This is a genomic window from Pseudomonas lyxosi, assembly GCF_047758685.1.
Classification (GTDB): Bacteria; Pseudomonadota; Gammaproteobacteria; order Pseudomonadales; family Pseudomonadaceae; genus Aquipseudomonas; species Aquipseudomonas lyxosi.
Genome location: NZ_CP180481.1, coordinates 3,487,212 through 3,508,767, shown reverse-complemented (window position 1 = coordinate 3,508,767; position 21,556 = coordinate 3,487,212). Strand labels below are relative to the sequence as shown.

Sequence of the window (21,556 nt, the reverse complement as noted above, 5' to 3'; positions counted from 1 at the left end):
ATCGAACCAAACGGGCTTCAGAGGACTCTGAGCACTGCCTCCTTTGAAAACGGACCGGCGTAACGACATGGAAAACACCCGACGCAGGAAATTCGCGGTGTAAAGGTTTGTCAGCCTTAACGAAATGCGCTGAAGAACCCTTAATTCAATGATGAACCTTCTGAAATTCGCCAACCGCTTCAAACATCGCGCTTATTTACTGCTGCCCGTCTTTCTGGCAGCCAGCGCGTTGTTTCTGGTGCTGGAATCCCGCGAAAGCCGCGCCCAACCGGCGGACGGCACCCAGACGCTGGTATTCCTGCGCCACGCGGAAAAACCCGAAGGCGGCCTCGGCCAGCTCAACTGCCAGGGCCTGAACCGTGCCATCGACCTGGCCACCGTGCTGCCGGAAAAATTCGGCAAGGCCAACTACGTGTTTGCCGCCAACCCGACGCGCAATGTCGAGGAAGGCGAACTGGACAATTCCTACAGTTACATCCGTCCCCTGATGACCATCAGCCCCAGCGCGATCAAGCTCGGTTTGCCGGTGAACATCAACTTCTCGGCCAACGACACCAGCGACCTGGCCGATGAATTGCTCCACGACAAGTATCACAACTCGGTCATCTACACCGCTTGGTCCTCCGGCTACCTGCCGGAGTTGATCAACAAAGTCGCTGGAGAAGCCGTCGGCAAGAAACAGAACATCACCGATGACTGGGAATCCAACGACTACGACTCGCTGTACGTGCTCACCCTGACCTGGCACAACGGCAAGGCCAGTGTGCAGAGCCACGCCTACAAGCAAGGTCTGGATAATGGGCAGGAGACCTGTCCGACGTAAGCTTTAAGAGGTTTGGCGCCTGTCAGGCCCCCATCGCGAGCAAGCTCGCTCCCACATTAGATTTTCAGTGAACACAGAATTTGTGTATCGCCGAGATCCAATGTGGGAGCGAGCTTGCTCGCGATGGGGCCAGAAAAAGCAACATCATCCTCGCTGGGAAACGCGCTCTCGCAGATACTCAAGGACAGCAGTCCGCTCCCCCGCGAATTCAATGCGAGCCCCTTTCTTCTCCCGCTGAAACGCATACATCGGGTCGTAATACTCGCGAAGCAACCCTTCGATCCAGCCCCGGTGCAGGTCCACTGCCCCGCTGCTCGCCTGCTCCGCCAGCGCGTCTTCCATCAAAATCAATATCCGCCGATGACGCTCACCGCCCAGACGTTTCTGCACGTTGTTCAGGCTCTCCAGCAAGCGCTCGGAAAACAGCGCGAAACCTTCATCGCCATGCACGCCGATGAACTCGGCACACAAGTCCACCACGTAATCGCGCAGGATCCGTTCGACTCGCCCTTGCAGGCTGTCTTCCAGCCAGACCATCGGAAACTGCTGCATGCCCTGATACAGCGGCAACGGCAGCGCACAACTGCCAATCGCGCGGCTCTCGTCTTCCAGCACAAACTGCTCGATGCCGTGGGCGCGCTTCTTCAGCACGTCCACCGCCAGGCGGTTTTCAAAATCGATGTTGGAGGGTTGGCCGGTGGCACGTTTACCGAAACTGGAGCCGCGATGATGGGCGTGACCTTCAAGGTCCAGCCCGTTGCGCAACTGCGTAAGCACTTCGGTTTTACCGGTGCCGGTCATGCCGCCCAGCAAGACAAAATCACACTGGGCAACCGCCTGATCGACGGTGTCGAGCAAGAAACTGCGCATGGCCTTGTAGCCGCCACCCACTCGCGGATAGTCGATGCCCGCCTCGTCCTTGAGCCATTGCTGGACGATCTGCGAGCGCAAACCGCCGCGAAAACAATACACAAACCCATCAGGATGAGCCCGGGCAAAATCGGCCCAGGCCTGGATGCGCTCGGCTTTTATCTCGCCGGACACCAACTGATGCCCCAGCGTAATGGCCGCTTGCTGGCCGTGTTGCTTGTAACAAGTACCGACCCGTTGCCGCTCGTGGTCGTTCATCAGCGGCAGGTTGATGACGCCGGGGAATGAACCCTTGAGAAATTCGACCGGCGCACGGGCATCCATCATCGGTCGGTCGTTGAGGAAAATGTCGCGGTAATCGGTGAATTCGATGGACATCAAAACACCTCGACCGCGTTTGTCTGTCGCTCGATCAGTTCACCGATCGGCTCGAGGGTCAGGCCCAGCTCGGCGGCTACTTTGAGGAAGTGTTCGTTGCCTTCGGGGGTGACGGCAACCAGCAGGCCACCGCTGGTCTGCGGATCGCAGAGCACGCGTTTGTGCATTTCCTGAAGACGCCCAAGCTTGCTGGCGTAACTGTCGAAGTTGCGCAGCGTCCCGCCCGGCACGCAGCCTTGGTCGAGGTAATACTCGACACCCGGCAGACGCGGCACACGGTCGTACTCGATGCGCGCGGTCACGTTGCTGCCGTCGGCCATTTCTACCAAATGCCCCAGCAGACCAAAACCGGTGACGTCGGTCATCGCGGTGACGCACTCGAGTTTGCCGAAACGGCTGCCGGGTTTGTTCAGGGTGCACATCCAGTCGCGGGCCAGGCCGATGTCGGCGTGGCGCAATTTGCCCTTCTTCTCGGCGGTGGTGAGGATGCCGATGCCCAGCGGTTTGGTGAGGTAGAGCAGGCAACCGGCGGTGGCGGTGTCGTTGCGCTTCATGTGGCGCTTTTGCACCAGACCGGTCACGGCGAGGCCGAAAATCGGCTCCGGCGCGTCGATGGAGTGCCCACCGGCCAACGGTATCCCCGCTTCATCGCAGACCGAACGCCCGCCGCGAATCACTTCCCGGGCAATTTCCGGCGCCAGTACGTTGACCGGCCAGCCAAGGATCGCAATCGCCATCAACGGATCGCCGCCCATGGCGTAGATGTCGCTGATGGCATTGGTGGCGGCGATGCGGCCGAAATCGAACGGGTCGTCGACGATCGGCATGAAAAAGTCGGTGGTCGACACCACGCCGCGTTCCTCATCGATGGCGTACACCGCCGCGTCATCGCGCGAGGCGTTGCCCACCCAAAGCTTCGGATCAAGGTTCTGCGCCCCGCTGCCGGCCAGAATCACCTCCAGCACCTGGGGAGAAATCTTGCAGCCACACCCTGCGCCGTGGCTGTATTGGGTCAGGCGAATCGGTTCGCTCATGGGGGGCACACCTCGTGAAGTCAGTGCCGAAGAGTCTACATCAACGTCGTCTCCCCCGAGGCTCCACGAATCGTTGACCGAAAGGACAGTTAAACCACCAATTCCCTAACCTTTTCCATACCTTGAGCAAAACTGGTATGCCTTATGCAAACGTTTGCGAGTCGCTGATACAAGCGTTTTCGCTACATAACCGCGCAAGCCCGCAGAACCGGGCCTTCGATCCGCACGAAAAGGGACTTTTAATGCACCGCACGTCCAGCCGCGTGACTTGCTCGCGCACTTTTGCTGTTTCCTTGCTGCTGGCCAGCGTTACAGGACTACTCAGCAGCACCGTTTTGGCGCAATCCGCCCCCGCCGAAGAATCCGCCCAAGGCGAAAGCCTCAGCCCCGAAGCCAGCCCACCGAAAAAAGGCGTGTACCTCTCGGACTGGTTCAATCAGGACCTGACCGTCATCGGCAGCAAAGACATCAGTTTCGGCCCACAACCGGCCGACGATATCTACCTGGAATACGAGTACTTCGGGCGCAAGGGGCCGTTCGAGTTGTACGGCTACATCGACATTCCGAAGATCTTCGACATCGGCAACAGCCATGACAAAGGCGTGTGGGACCACGGCTCGCCGGTGTTCATGGAGCACGAACCACGGATTTCCATCGATTACCTCGCCGGCCGCAGCCTGGCCGTCGGGCCGTTCAAGGAATGGTACGTGGCCTTTGACTGGATCTACGACCACGGCAGTAACAGCGCCAACCGCGCCAATACGCTGTACAGCGGTTTGGGCACCGACATCGACACCCATTCGCGGGTCAATCTGTCGGCCAATTTCTATGGGCGCTATCAGTGGGAAAACTACGGCGCCAGCAACGAGTATTCATGGGACGGCTATCGCGCCCAGCTCAAATACATCGTGCCGATCAGCAGCTTCAGCAACGGCGCGTCACTGACCTACATCGGGTTCACCAACTTCGACTTCGGCTCGGATTTGCACAAGGACAACCCGGCTCGTACCGCCAACGCCACCGTCGCCACCAACGTCTTGCTGTACTCGTTCACCCACTTGCGTTTCACCCTGGTCGGCCGTTATTTCCACAACGGCGGCAACTGGGAGGATGGCAGCGAATTGAATTTCGGCGACGGTAACTTCCGCGCCCGTTCCGACGGTTGGGGTTACTACGCCGGCGTTGGTTATCAGTTTTAAGTCTTGTTTGAATCAGGAGGTTTTATGCATGCAATGACGCGTCTTTCCCTGGCCTGTGCCGCCCTGCTCTCTTCAACGGCCTGGGCGACTGAAGCGCCGATCCAGCCGAAAGTGATGCTGATCACCATGTTCGCCCCCGAGGCGCAAAACTGGATTGATCGTCTGGAACTGAAGCAGGAAGTGCGAGTGCCAGGCCTGTCCGCCGAGTACCCGACCGTTCGCTGCAACGGTCAGCAGGTATGCCTGATGGTCACCGGCATGGGCCAGACCAACGCCGCGGCGTCGACCCTGGCCCTGGCGTTGTCGTCGAAATTCGACCTGCGCAAAAGTTACTTCCTGATCGCCGGGATTGCCGGTATCAGCCCGAAACACGGGACTATTGGCACCACCGCGTGGGCGCATTATCTGGTGGAATTCGGTACCCAGTGGGAGATCGATTCCCGGGATGCGCCGACAGACTGGCCGACCGGTTATATCGGCATCAACACCAAAGGCCCGAATGAAAAGCCGCCGCTGGATTACAAGACCGAAGTCTTCGAACTCAACCCGAAGTTGCAGGCCAAGGCCTTTGCCCTCAGCCACAAAGTCGAGCTGAGCGAGAGCAAGGAATCGGCCGCGTGGCGCATGAAGTATCCATCAGCCCCGGCCAATCAGCCGCCGGTGGTCACGCAGTGCGACACGCTCGCGGGCAATACCTGGTTTTCCGGGACGCGGCTGAGTGAGCGCGCCGAGGTCTGGACCCAACTGCTGACCGATAACAAAGGTGAGTACTGCACGACGCAGCAGGAAGACAACTCCACCTATGAGGCGCTGCTGCGGGCCAGTCGAGAAGGTTTGGTCGATGTCCAGCGTTTGGCGGTGGTGCGTGCGGGTTCTGATTTTGATCGGCCGGCGCCGGGCCAGAGCGAGGTGGATAACCTGCTCAAGTATGCGGATCAAGGTGGATTTGTGCCGGCGCTGGAGAATCTGTACCGGACGGGGAATCCGTTGGTGCAGGAGATTTTGAAGAACTGGTCGGCGTGGGAGAGCGGTGTTCCCGAGGTTTGAGTTCGACTTGAGGACGCTATCGCGGGCAAGCCTTGCTCCTACAGATTTGGTGTCGACCATGATCATTTTGATCGACACAAAACCTGTAGGAGCAAGGCTTGCCCGCGATGCTTTTTACGGCAACAAAATCACCTTGTCACTGCCGCCCTGATTCACCTCGGCATACCGCGCCAGCCCTTCCTCCAACGGCGATTCAAACAAGCCCTCGGGCAACGGCAACAAGCCCTGATCGAAGAACGTGCCGAACTGATCAAGCATCGCCGCACACGCCTGGACGCCGTACAACAACGAATTGATCCCCACCACCGAACCGCCCTTGCGATACAGCGCCAGGGCCGGCAATTGCACCAGGCCGTCCACCGGCGCGGCGATGATCGCGATACGACCGAACGCGGCCAGCGCCGGGACCGAGGCCGGCAGCCAGAAACCGGTGGTGTCGAAAATCATATCGGCGCCTCCGGCATACACGGCGTTCACCTGCGCACCGAGGTCCTCGGGTTTATCCAGTTGCAGCGTCTGATACCCCAGGACCTGCAAATCCTTGACCTGCTCCGGCCGCCGCGCCGCTGCCAGGACTTGAGCGCCACGCACCTTGGCCAGCGCCAGTGCCGCAGTGCCAACCGCCCCGCCACCGATCACCAGCAACCGGGTTTCGGCCGTCACCCCACTGCGCTCCAACGCATCCCACGCCGTGGTGTACGGCACACCGAGGCTTGCCGCCTGGGCAAAACTCAGATGGCTCGGCTTTTGCGCCACGCCATCGGCCGGCAGTTTGACGAATTGTGCATGCGAGCCGTCGGCGAAAAAGCCCAGTTCACGGCCGGTGCCCCAGACTTCCTGACCGATCAGCGCCTGCGGGCCTTCAACGACCACACCGGCGAAGTCACGACCGGGAATCCGCGGCAGTGTGGTGTAGGGAAAACGCCCCAGCACGTTCTTCACATCGCTGGGGTTGAGGCCGGCCGCCTTGATCTGGACCAGCACTTCATCGGCGCCGGGGACGGGGGTTGGAACCTCAACGTAGCGCAGGGCCGCGAGGTCACCAGTCTTGTCGAATTGCAGTGCTTTCATGAGCGTTTCCCTCGAATGAATAAACGGTTCAGGAGATCCAGCCAGTCACCAGTTGCCGGCCCATTGGCCACAACTTCTCACCGGCCAACATGCCGAGCAGCCCTACCAGCGCGATGGCCGGTGGTGCGGGGGAACGAAAATCCAGGGCGCCGTAGAGCAGACCGACGCCCAGACCGATGACCAATGAGATGAGGTAGCTCATGGCAGACTCCGTGGCTAATTAAGGTATGCCCGGAGTCTAAAGATCGGTAGCGAAGAGCACCGGCCAAGTGCTTCTGAATTTCGGCCAAAGCGCTAATGCCGGATGCAAGGCAAACGTGTAGCAGCTGGCGGAGCCTGCGTTCGGTTCGGGCCGCGTTCGGACGCAGCAGTCGTAAACCTGCGTGCACGGTATTACTGAAGCACCGCGTTGCCTGATTTCACGACTGCTTCGCAGCCGAACGCAGGCTCCGCCAGCTGCTACAAGTTTTGTTATGCCTCGACTTGACGCTGGCTCGCCGAAAATTGCGAAGGCGCGACGCCCAGTTCCCGACGGAACATGTCGCTGAAGCTGCTCGGTGAGTAACCCAGCTCCCGGGCAATCGCACTGACCGGCACGCCCTGGATCAACTCCGCCACCGCCGTCGCCAGTTGCACCTGGCGCCGCCACTCGGCGAAGCCCATGCCCAAACCGTCCTTGAACAACCGCGCCAGGGTGCGCACGCTGGCACCGGCGTTTTCGGCGTGTTGTTCGAAGGCAATGTCCAGCGATGGCGCGGCCATGACCGCCTGGCACAGGTTCATCAGACGGCGGTCGGAATCATCCGGCAACGGAATCTTCAGCAGCGAGCGCCTGGCTCGCCTAAGCTCCAGCAGCGCCAGGCCGACCAGCGCTTCGTAATACTCGGGCGCGCCATCGTCGCCCTGCTCCACCAACCCGACGATCAGCTCACGCAGTAGTCCGCCGACTTCGATCACTTGAACCGTGTCATCCAGCGTCGCCGCCAATGAGGGCCGCAAGTAGATGTTGCGCATCTGTAAATCCGAGACCACGCGAATCCCATGGGGCACACCCGGCGGCAGCCACACTGCTCGTTGCGGCGGCACCACCAGCGCTTCATGGGGCGTCTCGACCCACATCACCCCGCTCATTGCATACAGCAACTGCCCCCAGACATGCTCATGCGGCTCGATGTACAAGCCGCGCGGATAGGTGCGCGCCAGCGGTTGCACGGGCACATCGGTGTCACTCAGGTCTGGAGGGGCGGCAAGGGCCATGGGCAGCAATCATTGGGGAATTTCAGATATTGCATGGTAACGAGCCACCGGCCTTGTCGCCACTGGCGGCCTCCATCTGACAATTCGAGTGAATTTTCCGTAACGCCAACGATCCTTGTATTACCACAGGGAGGAATATGGGCTTTATGAACAACGCAAAACTTTTCGTCATTGAATACACCCTTCATGGCGTGCCCAAGTCTTTCATCATCCGCCTGGACAAGATGGATAACGCGGAGGCTTGGCATTGGGCAAGTTGCGACGCGGGGGTTGGACGAATCCCTCGCTTCGGCCGAGAGAAGGTGCAAAAAACCAGCAAGCCGATGGCAGAGAAGTTCGGCGTAGAAAACGTCAAGTGGCGGCCGGCAAATTGAAATGAAAGTGGAGCCCGATCAGGCTCCACCTTTTTTTGGATGAGTGGTCAGCGTTGGGCGCACTTGCAGCCCTTGCTGGCACATTCTTCGCCATGTTCGTGGTGCTTGGCGCAGGCTTCACAGCAATAGTGCTTGCCGTGGCGCGCGATCGGATGTTCGCCCAGTTTGCATTTGCATTTGGGGCAGTCGCAGATACTTTCACTGTCGATCATGAGTCTGACTCCATTGGTTGTGGTCGTCCGGGCCTGGCAAATGCGACCCGTACCACCAGTGTAGGAGCTTGCGTCAGCCCTGCCGGGTACTGCTGCGATACATGAACAGCAACGCCAACGCGAGACACACCATCGCCAGTATCCGGCTACTCGACAACTCGATCACCGGGTTGCCCAGCCAGCCGAAGTTATCGATCAACATCCCCATCCCCAGTTGTCCGACGATCACCGCCACCGTCGCGACCGCCGTGCCGACCCGCGGCACCGCGCCAACCATTACCATCATGTACACCACCCCGAACAGCGCACCGCTGAGCTGCCATTTCGGCACGTCCAGCAAACTCACGGCGTGGGCCGGCTCGAAAAACAGGATCAGCAGCCCGGTGGTCACGGCACCGACCACGAAGGTCAATAAACTGCTGCGCAACACGCCAACCGTTTCACCCAGCCGCCCATTGATCGCCGCCTGGACACTCAACACCGCACCGGCCGCCACGACCACCGCCAACAAAATAATCAGATTCATCATCAACCCCGAGCGATCAGAACAAGTGCCGCGACAATCAGCAGCAAGGCCAGCCAACGTTCACCGTTGACCTTTTTGCGGGTGGCGCCGAACCAGCCGAAGTGGTCGATCAACACGCTTTTACCGACCTGCCCGGACAGGATCGCGATCATGGTCATGGCAATGCCGATGTGCGGCGTGGCCAAGGTCAGCACGATCACGTACATCGGCCCCAGGAACCCGCCGATCAACTGCCAGCGCGGCAGCTCATTCAAGGCCGGCCCTTGTTGCCGACCGCTGAACAGCAACAGCAAAAACAAAATCGCCGAGCCGACACCGAAGATGCTCAAGGTCGCCCACAAGTGCCCGACCTGAACCCCGAGCGGCCCGAGCAAACCGGCCTCCACGGACAGGCCCATGCCGGCCAGAATCACCAGCGGCAGCAGCAACAGCCGCAGCCCCGATTTAGTGGTCGGCGCGGCGACAACGCCAACGTCGTCGATTGAAGAAGTGTGCATGAGGGGACACCTACCAGTTATCAGATAGAACACGACCCCTTTGTGGGAGCGAGCTTGCTCGCGATAGCGATTTGTCAGTCACATTGATGTTGAATGTTCCGGCGCTATCGCGAGCAAGCTCGCTCCCACAGGGTTTAGTGTTCTCAGTGGAATAGGCGCGCATTATCGGCTGGCGATCCTTTGCGATAAATGGGCGCATACTGACAACACTTTTGCGCAACTCGCACAGCAGGATTCGTCATGCATGGCCTCAACGATCTGGGATTCAAGGCACTTCGGCTGTTTGTAGCGGTGCTGGACCACGGCAGTTTTTCCGAAGTCGCCCGCCGCGAAGGCCTGGCACCGTCTTCGATTTCCCGGCAAATCCAATTGATGGAACAAGCCCTGAACCAGCAATTGCTCTACCGCCACACCCGCGCCGTCTCACCCACCGAAGCCGGGCGCATGCTCGGTCATCACGCGCGGCTGGTGCTGGTGCAACTCGAAGAGGCCGAACAGGCCTTGCAGGAACAGCAAAGCGAACCGAGCGGACTGGTGCGGATCAATGCGCCAGTGGTGTTTGGTCAGCGGCACCTGACGCCGTGGCTGGGGCAGCTCTGCGAGCGTTACCCGAAACTGCAGCTGGATATCCAGCAGACCGACAGCTACGTCGACCCGCTACAGGAAGGCGCCGACCTGCTGTTTCGCATCGGCCCGCTGCACGATTCGGGCATGCAGGCGCGGATTCTGGCGCCGCATCGCTTTCAAGTCGCCGCAAGCCCGGCCTATTTGGAACGTCACGGCACGCCACAACATCCCGAAGAACTGGCCGTACATCAGTGCCTGGCCTACAAGGGCGTGACCGGTCAGCAACGCTGGTTTTTCCGCAAGGATCAGCAGGACTGGACGCCCTGGTCGGTGAAGGGACCGATCACCGGCAACCACGCCGACACCCTGACGCAAGCCGCCGAACAAGGCTTGGGGCTGGTGATGTTTCCGTCGTGGCTGATTGGTAAAGCGGTGCGCAACGGCACGCTGGTGCCGGTGCTCGGGGCGTATCAGGTGTCCAACAGCCTGGAGCCGCAGCAGATTGCGGTGCTGTGGCCCGGGAGCCGACGGTTGTCGGTGAAGGTGCGGACGGTGATTGATTTCTTCGTGGAATGCTTCGGCACGGTGCCCTACTGGGACAGACCGTAACCCCCTGTAGCAGCTGGCGCAGCCTGCGTTCGGCTGCGCAGCAGTCGTAAACCCTATGCTCGCGGTTTACCTGATACACCGCGCTGCCTGATTTCACGACTGCTTCGCAGCCGAACGCAGGCTGCGCCAGCTGCTACGAGTTATGCGTCGCGTCTCAGATACGGAACTGCCCCACCAGTTTGCCCAGACGCTGACCGAGATCAGCCAAGCTGCGGGAAGTCTGGGCGCCGAGTTGGGTTTCGTCGGCAACGCTGTCCACAGCCACAGCGATCTGATGCACGCTGCGGTTGATCTCTTCGGCCACGGCGGTCTGCTCTTCGGCGGCGCTGGCGATCTGCGCGTTCATCGAGTTGATGGTGCCGATCAGCTGGGCCATGGTATCGAGCGATGCACCCGCTTCGTTGGCCTGGGCCGACGTGCCGTCGCCGGCCTCGCTGGAACGGCGCATTGCTTCCACCGCCGACTGAGTGCCGGCCTGCAAGCGATCGATCATGCCCTGGATTTCCTGGGTGCTGATTTGCGTGCGACTGGCCAGCGCTCGAACCTCATCGGCCACCACCGCAAAACCACGCCCGGCCTCACCGGCACGGGCGGCTTCGATGGCGGCGTTGAGGGCCAACAGGTTGGTTTGTTCGGCAATCGAACGGATCACGCCGAGCACGCTGACAATTGACGACACGTCTTTTTGCAGGCTGTCGAGAGACACGCCGCTGCTGCGAATGTCGTCCACCAATGCATGAATCTTCACGATGCTGCCGGCCACCACACGCTTGGCTGCCTGGCCTTCTTCGTCGGTCTGCTGGGCAGCCACTGCGGCGTTTTGTGCGCTTTTCGCCACTTCCTGAGCAGCGGCGGACATTTGGTTGATCGCCGTGGCGACCTGATCGGTCTCGTGACGCTGACGTTCCATGGCCTGATCCGAACGCTGCGCCTGGTCGGAGACCTGATTCACCAGCCCGGTCAGTTGCGAAGTCATTTCAGTGATCTGGCGCACCAGGCCGTGGATCTTGTCGACGAAACGGTTGAACGAGCCGGCCAGTTCGCCGAGTTCATCCTGGCTGGTGATGGTCAGGCGACGCGTCAGGTCACCCTCGCCCGCCGCGATGTCATCAAGGTTGGCTTTCATCAGGTTCAGCGGACGCAGGATCGTGTTGGCCAGCAGCATCCCGGCAGCGGCGATCACCAGCAACACCACCACGGCAATCCCGACAATGCTCAGCACCACGCCTTCCATGCGTTCCTGAACCTTGACTTGAACCAGCGCGACTTGCGCTTCGATACCGTCGAGGTTCACCGACGTACCGACCGCCATGTCCCACTTCGGCAGGTATTCGGTGTAGCCCAGTTTCGGCACCAGCACTTGGGTGTTGCCGGGCAGCGGTGAGCTGTATTGCAGATAGTGGGTCCCGTCCTTGGCGACTTTCACCAGGTCGCGGTTGACGTAGACGCCATTAGGGTCGCGGTTGTCCTTGAAGCTCTGGCCCACGCCTTCAGGGCTGTTGGCCTTGAACAGGCGCACGGTGTTGGAGTCGTAGCCGAAGAAGTAGCCATCCTTGCCGTAGGTGATGCTCGACAGCAACTTCACCACCTGGGCCCGCGCCGCATCATCACCGGGGGCGGCCGCATCGTAGAGCGGTTTGATCGTGGTCATGGCCACGGCGACGTAGCTTTGCAGCGTCGCCTTGGCATCGCTGAGCAGGCGCTGGCGAGTTTCCTCGACTTCCTTGCGGGCCTGCTCCTGCAGAATGAACAACGTGGTCAGGCTGATGACCAGCGCAAAGAGCAACACCGGGAGGACGGCAAGGGACAGGACTTTAGCCTTCAGGCTCATGCGCATGACGGTTCACTCTTTTTGATTTTATTGGCGTGGTTAAAGGCTTTAACGGCACGCCGAACCAAAAGTTGAATGCGGCCCTTGTGGGAAATGTGTTTAGAGGACCATCGCCGCCACCCAGCCGAACGCCAGCAGCGGCAGGTTGTAGTGCAGGAAGGTCGGGACCACGGTGTCCCAGATGTGGTGATGCTGGCCGTCGATGTTCAGGCCCGAGGTCGGGCCGAGGGTCGAGTCCGAGGCTGGTGAACCGGCGTCACCCAGCGCACCGGCAGTGCCGACAATGCACACGATCGCAATCGGGCTGAAACCCAACTGTACGCACAACGGCACAAAAATCGCTGCCAGGATCGGCACGGTGGAAAACGACGAACCGATGCCCATGGTCACCAACAGTCCGACCAGCAACATCAGTAACGCGCCAATGCCTTTGCTGTGGCCGATCCACGAGGCCGAGGCTTCGACCAGTGTCTGCACCTGACCGGTGGCTTTCATCACCTCGGCAAAACCGGACGCGGCGATCATGATGAAACCGATCATCGCCATCATCTTCATGCCTTCGGTGAACAGGTCGTCGGTTTCACGCCACTTCACGATCCCCGACACCGAAAAAATCAGAAAGCCTGCCAGCGCACCGATGATCATCGAATCCAGCAGCAGCTGAATGATGAACGCCACCGCGATGGCCAGACCGGCGACCATCAGGCTCAACGGGTTGTACTGCACCGCGACCTGTTCGACTTGCTCGATCTTTTCCAGATCGTAGACGCGCTTCTTGCGGTAGCTGACAAACGCCGCCGCGAGCCCGACGACCATGCCCAATGCCGGAATCCCCATGGCATGGGTGACGTTGATGCCGCTGATGTCCACACCGCTACGGGCGACGTTGGCCAGCAGGATTTCATTAAGGAAGATGTTGCCGAAGCCCACGGGCAGGAACATGTACGGCGTAATCAGGCCGAAGGTCATTACGCAGGCAATCAGTCGGCGGTCCAGTTGCAGCTTGGTCAGCACATATAAAAGCGGCGGCACCAGCAGTGGAATAAAGGCGATATGTATCGGCAGAATGTTCTGCGAAGCGATGGCCACCACCCACAGCAAACCGATCAACAGCCATTTGACCTGACGGCCACCGCTGGCGTGCTGGCGGTCGACCATCAGCAAGGCTTTGTCTGCCAGGGCATGGGCCAGGCCGGACTTGGCAATGGCCACTGCGAAAGCGCCGAGCAATGCGTAGGACAACGCGACCGTCGCGCCGCCACCGAGGCCGCTGTTGAAGGCTTTGAGTGTCGCGTCGATGCCCAGGCCACCGGTCAAACCACCCACCAGGGCGCCCACGATCAGCGCGATTACTACGTGCACGCGGGACAGGCTGAGAATCAGCATGACGCCGACCGCGGCAATTACAGCATTAATCATCATTACCTCAAGGCAAACGGAAAGAGTCCGGCCGGCAGTCTGCAAAGAGCCGCCAGCGGATTAAATGAGAGGGTTTTATTAGAGGGCGCGCACTGTGCCGCAGCATCAACGCCTTGTCAAAGCGATCACGATCCCTTGTAGCAGCTGGCGAAGCCTGCGTTCGGCTGCGAAGCAGTCGTGAATTCAGGCGACGGGTTGTGCCAGAAGTACCGTATGCGCAGGTTTGACGACTCCTGCGCAGCCGAACGCAGGCTGCGCCAGCTGCTACAGGTTTCGTGTGATGGCTTATTTAATCGCGCGGATAAAGAAAGCCGAATCGCGGCCGTTACAGTGCAAAGTCTCAGATATTTATCGAATAAAGGACGTCTCCATGTCGCTCAGACAACTTTCCATTCAATGGAAAATCACCCTGCTGGCCGGGTTGTGCCTGGCCGGCATCGTGACCCTGCTGGTGGGTCTTTCGCTGTATCGCATGGAGCACAGCTCCGAGATGGTGAAAGCATCCAGCATGGAGATGCTCACCGAAGCGGCCCAGGCCCGGATCGAATCCCAGGGTGAAAACCAGGCGCTGGGGATTCGCCAGCAGTTCATGGACGCCTATCAATATGGCCACGGCTTTTCGCGTCAGGTGCTGTTCCTGCGCGACCAGGCCGAGAAGCGCTTTCTCGATGCCTTTGACCTGCGTGAAGACCTGACGCGCCAGGTCAAGTCGGCCCTGCAAGCCAACCCGGACCTGCTCGGCCTCTCGCTGGTGTTCGAAGCCAACGCGCTGGACGGCAAGGACGATCTGTTCGCCGGCCAGGCCGAGTTGGGCAGCAACGACAAGGGCCGTTTCGCGCTCTATTGGTCGCAGCCGACACCGGGCAAGGTGACGTCGATGGCGCTACCGGAAAGCGACATGGCCGACACCAGCACCGGCCCTAGCGGTGAACCGGCCAACGCCTGGTTCACCTGCCCGCGCACGACCCTCAAGCCTTGCGTGATCGAACCCTACTTCTACGTGATCGACGGCCAGAACGTGCTGATGACCAGCATCGTTTTCCCGCTGATGGTCAACGGCAAGGTCATCGCTTCGCTGTCGGTGGACATCAACCTCAACAGCCTGCAAGCCATGAGCCAGAGCGCGAGCAAGAAGCTCTATGACGGCCAGACCAACGTCAGCATCATCAGCCCGGTCGGTTTGCTGGCTGGTTACAGCCCGGACGCCAGCAAACTCAGCCAGCGCCTGGACACCGTGGACAAAACCAACGGTGCCGAGCTGATCCGCATGCTCGCCGCCAGCAGCAAGACCGAAAGCCTGCACAACAATCAACAACTCAAAGTGCTGTCGCCGTTCCAGCCGATTCCCGGTGGCAAGTCCTGGGGCGTGTTGCTTGAGGTGCCGGAGAAAGTCCTGGTCGGCCCCGCTGAAGCGCTGAAAAAACAACTCGATGAAAGCAACACCGCCGGCACCCTGGTCGAACTCGGCCTGGGTGTGCTGGCCGCGTTGATTGGCCTGTTGCTGGTGTGGCTGATGGCCCGCAGCGTGACCAAGCCGATCCTGGGTGTGGCGCACATGCTCGAAGACATTGCCAGCGGCGAAGGCGATCTGACCCGCCGCCTGGCCTATGACAAAAAGGACGAACTCGGCCAATTGGCCGGCTGGTTCAACCGCTTCCTCGACAAGCTGCAACCGATCATCGCCGAGGTCAAACGCTCGGTGCAGGACGCGCGCAGTACGGCGGATCAGTCGTCCGCCATCGCCACCCAGACTAGCGCCGGCATGGAGCAGCAATACCGTCAGGTGGATCAGGTCGCTACCGCTTCCCACGAAATGAGCGCCACCGCCCAGGACGTTGCTCGCAGTGCAGCGCAAGCGGCACAGGCAGCACGGGATGCGGATCAGGCAACCCGTCGCGGTTTGACCGTGATCGACCGCACCACCGCCAGCATCGACAACCTCGCCGCTGACATGAGCGCGGCGATGGTCCAAGTCGAAGGCCTGGCGGCCAACAGCGAGAAGATCGGTTCGGTGCTGGAAGTGATTCGGGCCATCGCCGAACAGACCAACCTGCTGGCGCTCAACGCCGCCATCGAGGCCGCTCGTGCCGGTGAAGCCGGGCGCGGTTTTGCCGTGGTGGCCGATGAAGTGCGCAACCTGGCACGCCGGACCCAGGAGTCTGTCGAAGAAACCCGCCTGGTGATCGAGCAGCTGCAGAGTGGTACTCAGGACGTGGTTGGTTCGATGAACAACAGTCATCGTCAGGCTCAGGGCAGTGTCGAACAGGTGGGTCAGGCGGTGACGGCGTTGCGCCAGATTGGTGAGGCGGTGACGGTGATCAGCGACATGAACTTGCAGATTGCCAGTGCTGCCGAGGAGCAAAGCGCGGTGGCCGAGGAGATCAACAACAACGTGGCGACGATTCGGGATGTGACGGAGTCGTTGTCGGGGCAGGCGAATGAATCGGCGCGGGTGAGTCAGTCACTTAATAGCCTGGCGAATCAGCAGCAGAGTTTGATGGATCAGTTTCGGGTCTGAGAACGCCCCCTCACCCTAACCCTCTCCCCAAAGGGGCGAGGGGACTGACCGAGTTGGTTTTTAGATATTCTGCGACCGAGGAAATAGAGTCGAACTCGGGATTAGAAGCCAATGGAGATCGGCTCCCTTTCCCCCTCTCCCCTCTGGGGCGGTCCGACGTTTCGGGAGGGCTGGGGGTGAGGGGTGGTTTTCAGCCAGAACGCTTAGGCAACTCAATCACCACCCGCAACCCACCCCACTCACTCTCCTCCAACCGCAACACCCCGCCCCACGTATCGACGATGTCCCGCACAATCCCCAATCCCAACCCATGCCCATCCGTTTGTTCATCAAGCCGAGTACCCCGGCTGAACACCTGATCGCGCTGGCTTTCGGGAATCCCCGGCCCATCGTCTTCCACGCGTAACTCAAACCCTTCGGCCGTCTCGACCACGCTCAACCGAACCTCGGCGTCCGCCCATTTGCAGGCGTTGTCCAGCAGGTTACCGAGCAGTTCGAGCAAGTCCTCGCGATCCCAAGGCAGTTGCAATCCGACCGGTGCACGGTAGCTGAGGTCCAGATGCTCACCATGAATCATGTTCAACGTCGCCAGTAACCCAGGCAATTCCGCATCGCAATCAAACAACGCCCCCGGCAACGCATCGCCGGATAACCGGGCGCGATTGAGTTCGCGATTGAGTCGCTGCTGGACCTGTTCCAGCTGCGCCTTAATGACCTTGCGCAGTTCCGGCTGCGCATCGAGCTTCTCGCTTGAGGCCAGGCTCAACAACACCGCCATCGGGGTTTTCAAGGCGTGGCCGAGGTTGCCCAGCGCATTGCGCGAACGCTTGAGGCTGTCTTCGGTGTGCGCCAGCAAATGGTTGATCTGCGCCACCAGCGGTTCAAGCTCTACCGGCACCTGATCATCGAGTTGCGAGCGCTGGCCCTGCTGCAACTGGGCGATCTGCTCACGCGCCTTTTCCAGCGGGCGCAAGGCACGGCGCACGGTGATGCGTTGCAGCAGCAGAATCAGCAGCAGTCCCGCCAACCCCAGGCCGAGACCAACCTGTTGCATGCGCTGGAAACTCTCGCGCACCGGCGTGTAATCCTGGGCCACGCTGATTGAAATCGATTGGCCGAGCCGTCGATAGTCTGAACGCAGCACCAACAATTGCTGCCCTTCCGGCCCCAATTCCAGGTTGCTGTGCAGGCCAGCATGGTCGAGGCGCGGCAATTCCTGATCCCACAGCGAACGGGAGCGCCAATGGCTGTCGGCAAAATCGATGCGGAAATAATGACCGGAAAACGGTCGCTGATAGGCCGGCGACAGGTGTCGCTCATCCAGCTGTAAACCCTGCGGCCCACGCACCAGCGCCACCAGCAGGTTTTCGCTGTCGTTGCGCAGCCCGGCTTCGAGGTAACGTTGCAAACCCATTTCGAACAGCCACAGGCTGGTCTGCGCCAGCACCAGGCCGACGATCACCATCACGCTGATCAGCCCCAGACTCAAGCGGCGCTGGATCGACCTCACTGGGCTTGCCCGCCGAACAGGTAACCCTGGCCGCGACGGGTTTCGATCACGCTGCGCCCTAGTTTGCGCCGCAAGTGGTTGACGTGGACTTCGAGCACGTTGGAATCGCGCTCGGTTTCACCGTCGTAGAGGTGTTCGGCGAGGTGGCTTTTGGAAAGAATCTGCTCGGGGTGCAGCATGAAATAACGCAGCAGGCGGAATTCAGCGGCGGTGAGCTGGATGTCGGCGCCGTCGCGGGTCACGCATTGACGGCCTTCGTCCAGGTGCAGTCCGGCAGACTTGAGCGTCGGCTGGTTGGCATGGCCGTGGGAACGGCGCAATAGCGCCTGGACGCGCAAGTGCAGCTCTTCGGGGTGGAAGGGTTTGGTCAGGTAGTCGTCGGCGCCGGCCTTGAGGCCTTCGATCCGTTCCGCCCAGGAATCTCGGGCGGTGAGGATCAGCACGGGCGTGGACAGACCTCCGGCCCGCCATTGCGTCAGCACCTCGAGCCCTGGCAAACCCGGCAGGCCGAGGTCGAGGATGATCAGGTCATAAGGCTCGCTGCTGCCCTGATACACCGCGTCGCGACCGTCGGCCAGCCAGTCCACGGCGTACCCCTGCCGGTTGAGGCCGGCCATCAGTTCGTCGGCCAGCGGCACATGGTCTTCCACCAGAAGCAAACGCATCGATCAATCTTCCTTGTCTTTCAGTAACTGGCCGGTGGTGGCGTCGAGGTCCAATTCGCGGACCACACCTTCGGCGGTCAGCAGCTCGACTTCATAAACATAGACGTCGTGTTTCTCTTCAAGCTCGGCTTCCAGCAATTTGGCCCCGGGGTAACGGTCCAGCGCTTGCTGCAACAGCTGTTCCAGCGGCAGGATCACGCCCGTTTGACGCAGGCGCAGGGCTTCGTCCTGATCCAGGTCGCGGGCCATGACCACCGAGCAAAAAGCCAGAAGCGCCAGAGCCATTCGACCTCTGGTGCATAGATTTACCTTCATTACGTATCCTGATGATCCTTGAGAATCTGCCCGCTGACAGCGTCCAATTCCAGGTCCCACTCAATGCCCTGGGGGTCGCGCAATTCCACCTGATAGATGTACTTGCCGTACTCTTCTTCCAGCTCGGTTTCGGTGATCTTGGCGCCGGGATGTTTGGCCAGAGCGGTGGCGTTGAGCTTCTCGAAAGACACAATGGTACCAGCGTCGCGCAGTCTCAGGGCTTCGTCGGGACCGAGGTCGCGAGCGTGGGCGATGCTGGCGGTCATGCCGATGATGGACGCGGTGAACAGGGCAGTCAGGATTTTCATGGGGTGTCTCCGTATTTTTTTATGTGTTGCCTACGGAGTGCACCTTAACGGGGCGAACTTAATTGAAACTGAATTGCCATCATTGAGGATGGCAACACGACATCGCAGACATACACAAACCCCTGTGGGAGCGAGCTTGCTCGCGATAGCGGTGTGTCAGTCAACATCAATGCTGAATGTCAGGCCGCCTTCGCGAGCAAGCTCGCTCCCACAATGATTGTGCATGTCTATAATCCCCCGCTTGCCAGACATAGAGACCGGTATGACCGCTATCCACATCAAGTTCCCCGCCCTGACGCTCAAGGCTGGCCCTCGCGCCTTGGCGCGCATCCGTGAAAACGGTTTGAGCGCCGCCGATGTCGGCACACTGCCGGGTGCCGCCGGTGGTCCCAAGGCGTTGGGGATTCAAGGTCTGGACCTGGCGTTGTTCGGTGAATGGCTGCCGGCGGCGCCGCGCGAGCGCTCGTTGATCGGTGCGTCGGTGGGTTCCTGGCGCTTCGCCAGCGCGTGTCTGCCGGATGCCGCCGAAGGTATCCGCCGCCTCGGTCACCTCTACACCGAACAGAACTTCGCCAAGGGCGTGACCATGGCGCAGATCAGCCAGAGCTCCCGGCGCATGCTCGATGAGCTGCTTGATGGCCGCGATGCTTCGATTCTGGACAACGCTCATTACCGACTGAACATCATGGTGGTCAAAAGCCACGGCCTGCTGGCGGACGATCATCGCGGCCGACTGGGGCTGGGCCTGTCATCGGTGATCGCCGACAACCTGCGGGGCCGGGCGCGGCTGTCGCGGCATTTCGAGCGGCTGATCATTCACGATCCGCGCCTGGCACCACCGGTCAACGCACTCAACGATTTCCCCTCGCGCTTCGTTGCGCTGAATGCCGGCAACCTGCGCCAGGCCTTGCTCGCGTCGGGCTCGATCCCGATGGTGATGGAAGGCGTGCGTGACCTGCCGGGTGCCGGTGCCGGGACGTTTCGCGATGGCGGTCTGCTGGACTATCACCTCGACCTGCCCTACAGCGGCAATGACATCGTCCTCTATCCGCATTTCACCGACCGGGTGATTCCCGGCTGGTTCGACAAAACCCTGCCGTGGCGCCGCGCGTGTCCTGCGCGCTTGCAGGATGTCCTGTTGCTGGCGCCATCGAAGGATTACCTTGCGCGCCTGCCCTACGGCAAACTCCCGGACCGCAACGACTTCAAACGCTTCATGGGCGATGCCCCGAGCCGGCAGAAATACTGGCGCACGACGATGGATGAAAGCCGTCGCATGGGCGATGAGTTCCTCGAACTGGCTGCCAGCGGTCGCCTCGGGGAGCGCTTGCTGACCCTTTAGTCAGTGTTTTCCCGCAACGCCAAACGCAAACTGTTAAACTCGCCGCCTGCCCACATCGCCGCGGCGATCGCCACCTGACAGAGCTGAAATCACTGTGGAAATCTTCAAAGAATTTACCTTCGAATCCGCCCACCGCCTGCCCCACGTACCGGAAGGCCACAAGTGCGGCCGCCTGCACGGTCACTCGTTCAAAGTGGCGATCCACCTGAGCGGCGACCTCGATCCGCACACAGGCTGGATCCGCGATTTCTCGGAAATCAAGGCGATCTTCAAGCCGCTCTATGAACGCCTGGACCATAACTACCTGAACGACATTCCCGGTCTGGAGAATCCGACCAGTGAAGTGCTGGCCAAATTCATCTGGAAGGAATTGAAGCCTCTGCTGCCGGAACTCAGCGCGATCCGCATTCACGAGACGTGCACCAGCGGCTGCATCTATCACGGCGAGTAAAAACACCCGATTGAAAAGAACCACCGGCGACGGTGGTTTTTTTATGCCTGTCGTTTCGCCGTCCTCCCCGGTACAGTCGGGCCTCATCCTTGGCCCAAAGGAACCCGTCTGATGTCACTGCTTATTCGCCCCGCTACGCTTGAGGATATCGCGCAGATCGAGGCCATCGTCGAGGCGGCTTACTCGCCTTACATCGAGCGTATCGGCCGCAAACCCGCACCGATGCTGGAGGACTACGCCAGTCAAGTGCTGGCCAGGCGCGTCCATGTGCTCGCCCACGTGCAGACACTCAGCGGCTTTGTGGTGTTGATCGACACGGAAGAGTATTTGCTGCTGGACAACATCGCGGTCAACCCAGCGGTCAAGGGGCAAGGTTATGGCGGTCAGTTGCTGGACTTCGCCGAACGCCACGCACTCGACGCGGGTTACCCAACGATCCGGCTGTACACCAACGAAGCCATGAGCGAAAACATTGCGCTGTACACCCGCCGAGGGTATGTCGAAACCCACCGGGTCGAAGAGAATGGCCTGCGCCGTGTGCACATGAGCAAATCGCTGGGCTTTGCCCACTAAAAACCTGTGGGAGCGACCTTGCTCCCACAGGGGATTTGCGCCGTGTGCTAATTCTGCGTCCATCGAAGGCTCGCCCCCCACAGGGACAGGCGTTTCGTCAGTGAATATAAAAACAGCCTTCAATGGCTGTTTTTTTATGCCTATGCTTTTTGGCTCCCCC

22 protein-coding genes and 3 pseudogenes are annotated in these 21,556 nt (G+C 60.3%); 10 read left to right on the top strand and 15 right to left on the bottom strand.

What is annotated here, in order from left to right:
- Positions 1 to 148: 148 nt before the first annotated feature.
- Positions 149 to 823: a histidine phosphatase family protein gene (locus ACMXYI_RS16055; protein ID WP_415768073.1), complete on the top strand. Its 675-nt coding sequence runs from the start codon at positions 149 to 151 to the stop codon at positions 821 to 823.
- 144 nt (positions 824 to 967) lie between these two features.
- On the opposite strand, the gene mnmH is transcribed toward ACMXYI_RS16055, so the two are convergent.
- Both mnmH and selD read right to left on the bottom strand, forming a co-directional pair.
- The gene (mnmH, locus tag ACMXYI_RS16050; protein ID WP_415768071.1) at positions 968 to 2,071 is read right to left on the bottom strand and encodes a tRNA 2-selenouridine(34) synthase MnmH; all 1,104 of its coding nucleotides are present in this window, start codon (positions 2,069 to 2,071) and stop codon (positions 968 to 970) included.
- On the bottom strand, positions 2,071 to 3,105 hold the full coding sequence (gene selD, locus ACMXYI_RS16045; RefSeq protein ID WP_415768070.1) for a selenide, water dikinase SelD: 1,035 nt from the start codon (positions 3,103 to 3,105) through the stop codon (positions 2,071 to 2,073). The genes mnmH and selD overlap by 1 nt, the downstream gene beginning before the upstream one ends.
- Before the next feature lie 242 nt (positions 3,106 to 3,347).
- Here selD and ACMXYI_RS16040 point away from each other — a divergent pair, with 242 nt between their 5' ends.
- Both ACMXYI_RS16040 and ACMXYI_RS16035 read left to right on the top strand, forming a co-directional pair.
- On the top strand, positions 3,348 to 4,304 hold the full coding sequence (locus tag ACMXYI_RS16040; protein WP_415768069.1) for a nucleoside-specific channel-forming protein Tsx: 957 nt from the start codon (positions 3,348 to 3,350) through the stop codon (positions 4,302 to 4,304).
- Between the two features lie 24 nt (positions 4,305 to 4,328).
- Positions 4,329 to 5,351, top strand: coding sequence for a purine-nucleoside phosphorylase (locus ACMXYI_RS16035; protein ID WP_415768068.1), 1,023 nt, complete (start codon positions 4,329 to 4,331; stop codon positions 5,349 to 5,351).
- Positions 5,352 to 5,465: 114 nt separating this feature from the next.
- On the opposite strand, the gene ACMXYI_RS16030 is transcribed toward ACMXYI_RS16035, so the two are convergent.
- From ACMXYI_RS16030 to ACMXYI_RS16020, 3 genes are all read right to left on the bottom strand, one after another.
- Entirely contained in the window at positions 5,466 to 6,422 is a 957-nt protein-coding gene (locus ACMXYI_RS16030) for a quinone oxidoreductase family protein (protein WP_415768066.1), read from the bottom strand.
- A 28-nt stretch (positions 6,423 to 6,450) separates the two neighbouring features.
- A complete protein-coding gene (locus ACMXYI_RS16025; RefSeq protein WP_008035179.1) occupies positions 6,451 to 6,624 on the bottom strand; it encodes a DUF1427 family protein in 174 nt (57 codons plus the stop codon).
- Between the two features lie 269 nt (positions 6,625 to 6,893).
- Positions 6,894 to 7,679, bottom strand: coding sequence for an AraC family transcriptional regulator (locus ACMXYI_RS16020; RefSeq protein ID WP_415768065.1), 786 nt, complete (start codon positions 7,677 to 7,679; stop codon positions 6,894 to 6,896).
- A 146-nt stretch (positions 7,680 to 7,825) separates the two neighbouring features.
- Here ACMXYI_RS16020 and ACMXYI_RS16015 point away from each other — a divergent pair, with 146 nt between their 5' ends.
- Complete coding sequence (locus ACMXYI_RS16015) at positions 7,826 to 8,053, top strand: DUF6555 family protein (RefSeq protein WP_047527456.1); 228 nt, start codon at positions 7,826 to 7,828, stop codon at positions 8,051 to 8,053.
- Positions 8,054 to 8,100: 47 nt separating this feature from the next.
- Here ACMXYI_RS16015 and ACMXYI_RS16010 read toward each other — a convergent pair whose 3' ends face one another.
- The 3 genes from ACMXYI_RS16010 to ACMXYI_RS16000 all read right to left on the bottom strand — a co-directional run bounded on the left by ACMXYI_RS16010 (position 8,101) and on the right by ACMXYI_RS16000 (position 9,288).
- Positions 8,101 to 8,265: a metallothionein gene (locus tag ACMXYI_RS16010; protein ID WP_008152144.1), complete on the bottom strand. Its 165-nt coding sequence runs from the start codon at positions 8,263 to 8,265 to the stop codon at positions 8,101 to 8,103.
- 73 nt (positions 8,266 to 8,338) lie between these two features.
- Positions 8,339 to 8,794 carry a DMT family transporter gene (locus tag ACMXYI_RS16005; protein WP_415768064.1) on the bottom strand — a complete coding sequence of 152 codons (456 nt, stop codon included), beginning with the start codon at positions 8,792 to 8,794 and terminating at the stop codon, positions 8,339 to 8,341.
- Positions 8,794 to 9,288: a DMT family transporter gene (locus ACMXYI_RS16000; RefSeq protein ID WP_415768063.1), complete on the bottom strand. Its 495-nt coding sequence runs from the start codon at positions 9,286 to 9,288 to the stop codon at positions 8,794 to 8,796. Before ACMXYI_RS16000 ends, ACMXYI_RS16005 begins: the two co-directional genes overlap by 1 nt.
- A gap of 240 nt (positions 9,289 to 9,528) precedes the next feature.
- Here ACMXYI_RS16000 and ACMXYI_RS15995 point away from each other — a divergent pair, with 240 nt between their 5' ends.
- Positions 9,529 to 10,464, top strand: a complete 936-nt coding sequence (locus ACMXYI_RS15995) for a LysR family transcriptional regulator (protein WP_415768061.1) — start codon at positions 9,529 to 9,531, stop codon at positions 10,462 to 10,464.
- A 154-nt stretch (positions 10,465 to 10,618) separates the two neighbouring features.
- Here ACMXYI_RS15995 and ACMXYI_RS15990 read toward each other — a convergent pair.
- The 3 genes and pseudogenes from ACMXYI_RS15990 to ACMXYI_RS15980 form a co-directional block, all read right to left on the bottom strand.
- Positions 10,619 to 11,206, bottom strand: a pseudogene (locus tag ACMXYI_RS15990) (methyl-accepting chemotaxis protein); the annotation flags it as partial.
- Positions 11,207 to 11,524: 318 nt separating this feature from the next.
- A pseudogene (locus ACMXYI_RS15985) lies at positions 11,525 to 12,295 on the bottom strand (cache domain-containing protein); the annotation flags it as partial.
- A gap of 99 nt (positions 12,296 to 12,394) precedes the next feature.
- Positions 12,395 to 13,711, bottom strand: coding sequence for a Na+/H+ antiporter family protein (locus tag ACMXYI_RS15980; RefSeq protein ID WP_415773905.1), 1,317 nt, complete (start codon positions 13,709 to 13,711; stop codon positions 12,395 to 12,397).
- A gap of 283 nt (positions 13,712 to 13,994) precedes the next feature.
- Between ACMXYI_RS15980 and ACMXYI_RS15975 the strand changes: the two are divergent.
- Positions 13,995 to 15,374, top strand: a pseudogene (locus ACMXYI_RS15975) (HAMP domain-containing protein); the annotation flags it as partial.
- Between the two features lie 102 nt (positions 15,375 to 15,476).
- Positions 15,477 to 16,232 carry a methyl-accepting chemotaxis protein gene (locus ACMXYI_RS15970; RefSeq protein WP_403145802.1) on the top strand — a complete coding sequence of 252 codons (756 nt, stop codon included), beginning with the start codon at positions 15,477 to 15,479 and terminating at the stop codon, positions 16,230 to 16,232.
- Between the two features lie 190 nt (positions 16,233 to 16,422).
- On the opposite strand, the gene ACMXYI_RS15965 is transcribed toward ACMXYI_RS15970, so the two are convergent.
- Genes ACMXYI_RS15965 through ACMXYI_RS15950 form a run of 4 tightly spaced genes read right to left on the bottom strand, consistent with a single transcriptional unit; the run spans position 16,423 to position 19,030 of the window.
- Entirely contained in the window at positions 16,423 to 17,742 is a 1,320-nt protein-coding gene (locus tag ACMXYI_RS15965; RefSeq protein WP_415768060.1) for a sensor histidine kinase, read from the bottom strand.
- On the bottom strand, positions 17,739 to 18,407 hold the full coding sequence (locus ACMXYI_RS15960) for a response regulator transcription factor (protein WP_046056064.1): 669 nt from the start codon (positions 18,405 to 18,407) through the stop codon (positions 17,739 to 17,741). Before ACMXYI_RS15960 ends, ACMXYI_RS15965 begins: the two co-directional genes overlap by 4 nt.
- A 3-nt stretch (positions 18,408 to 18,410) precedes the next feature.
- Entirely contained in the window at positions 18,411 to 18,722 is a 312-nt protein-coding gene (locus tag ACMXYI_RS15955; RefSeq protein ID WP_415768059.1) for a PepSY domain-containing protein, read from the bottom strand.
- Positions 18,722 to 19,030: a PepSY domain-containing protein gene (locus ACMXYI_RS15950; RefSeq protein ID WP_415768058.1), complete on the bottom strand. Its 309-nt coding sequence runs from the start codon at positions 19,028 to 19,030 to the stop codon at positions 18,722 to 18,724. The genes ACMXYI_RS15955 and ACMXYI_RS15950 overlap by 1 nt, the downstream gene beginning before the upstream one ends.
- Positions 19,031 to 19,292: 262 nt before the next feature.
- On the opposite strand from ACMXYI_RS15950, the gene ACMXYI_RS15945 reads away from it, so the two are divergent.
- From ACMXYI_RS15945 to ACMXYI_RS15935, 3 genes are all read left to right on the top strand, one after another.
- On the top strand, positions 19,293 to 20,372 hold the full coding sequence (locus tag ACMXYI_RS15945) for a patatin-like phospholipase family protein (RefSeq protein ID WP_415768057.1): 1,080 nt from the start codon (positions 19,293 to 19,295) through the stop codon (positions 20,370 to 20,372).
- Positions 20,373 to 20,466: 94 nt separating this feature from the next.
- Positions 20,467 to 20,823 carry a 6-carboxytetrahydropterin synthase QueD gene (gene queD / locus ACMXYI_RS15940; RefSeq protein WP_008152165.1) on the top strand — a complete coding sequence of 119 codons (357 nt, stop codon included), beginning with the start codon at positions 20,467 to 20,469 and terminating at the stop codon, positions 20,821 to 20,823.
- 111 nt (positions 20,824 to 20,934) lie between these two features.
- Positions 20,935 to 21,396 carry a GNAT family N-acetyltransferase gene (locus ACMXYI_RS15935; RefSeq protein WP_415768056.1) on the top strand — a complete coding sequence of 154 codons (462 nt, stop codon included), beginning with the start codon at positions 20,935 to 20,937 and terminating at the stop codon, positions 21,394 to 21,396.
- Positions 21,397 to 21,556: the final 160 nt, after the last annotated feature.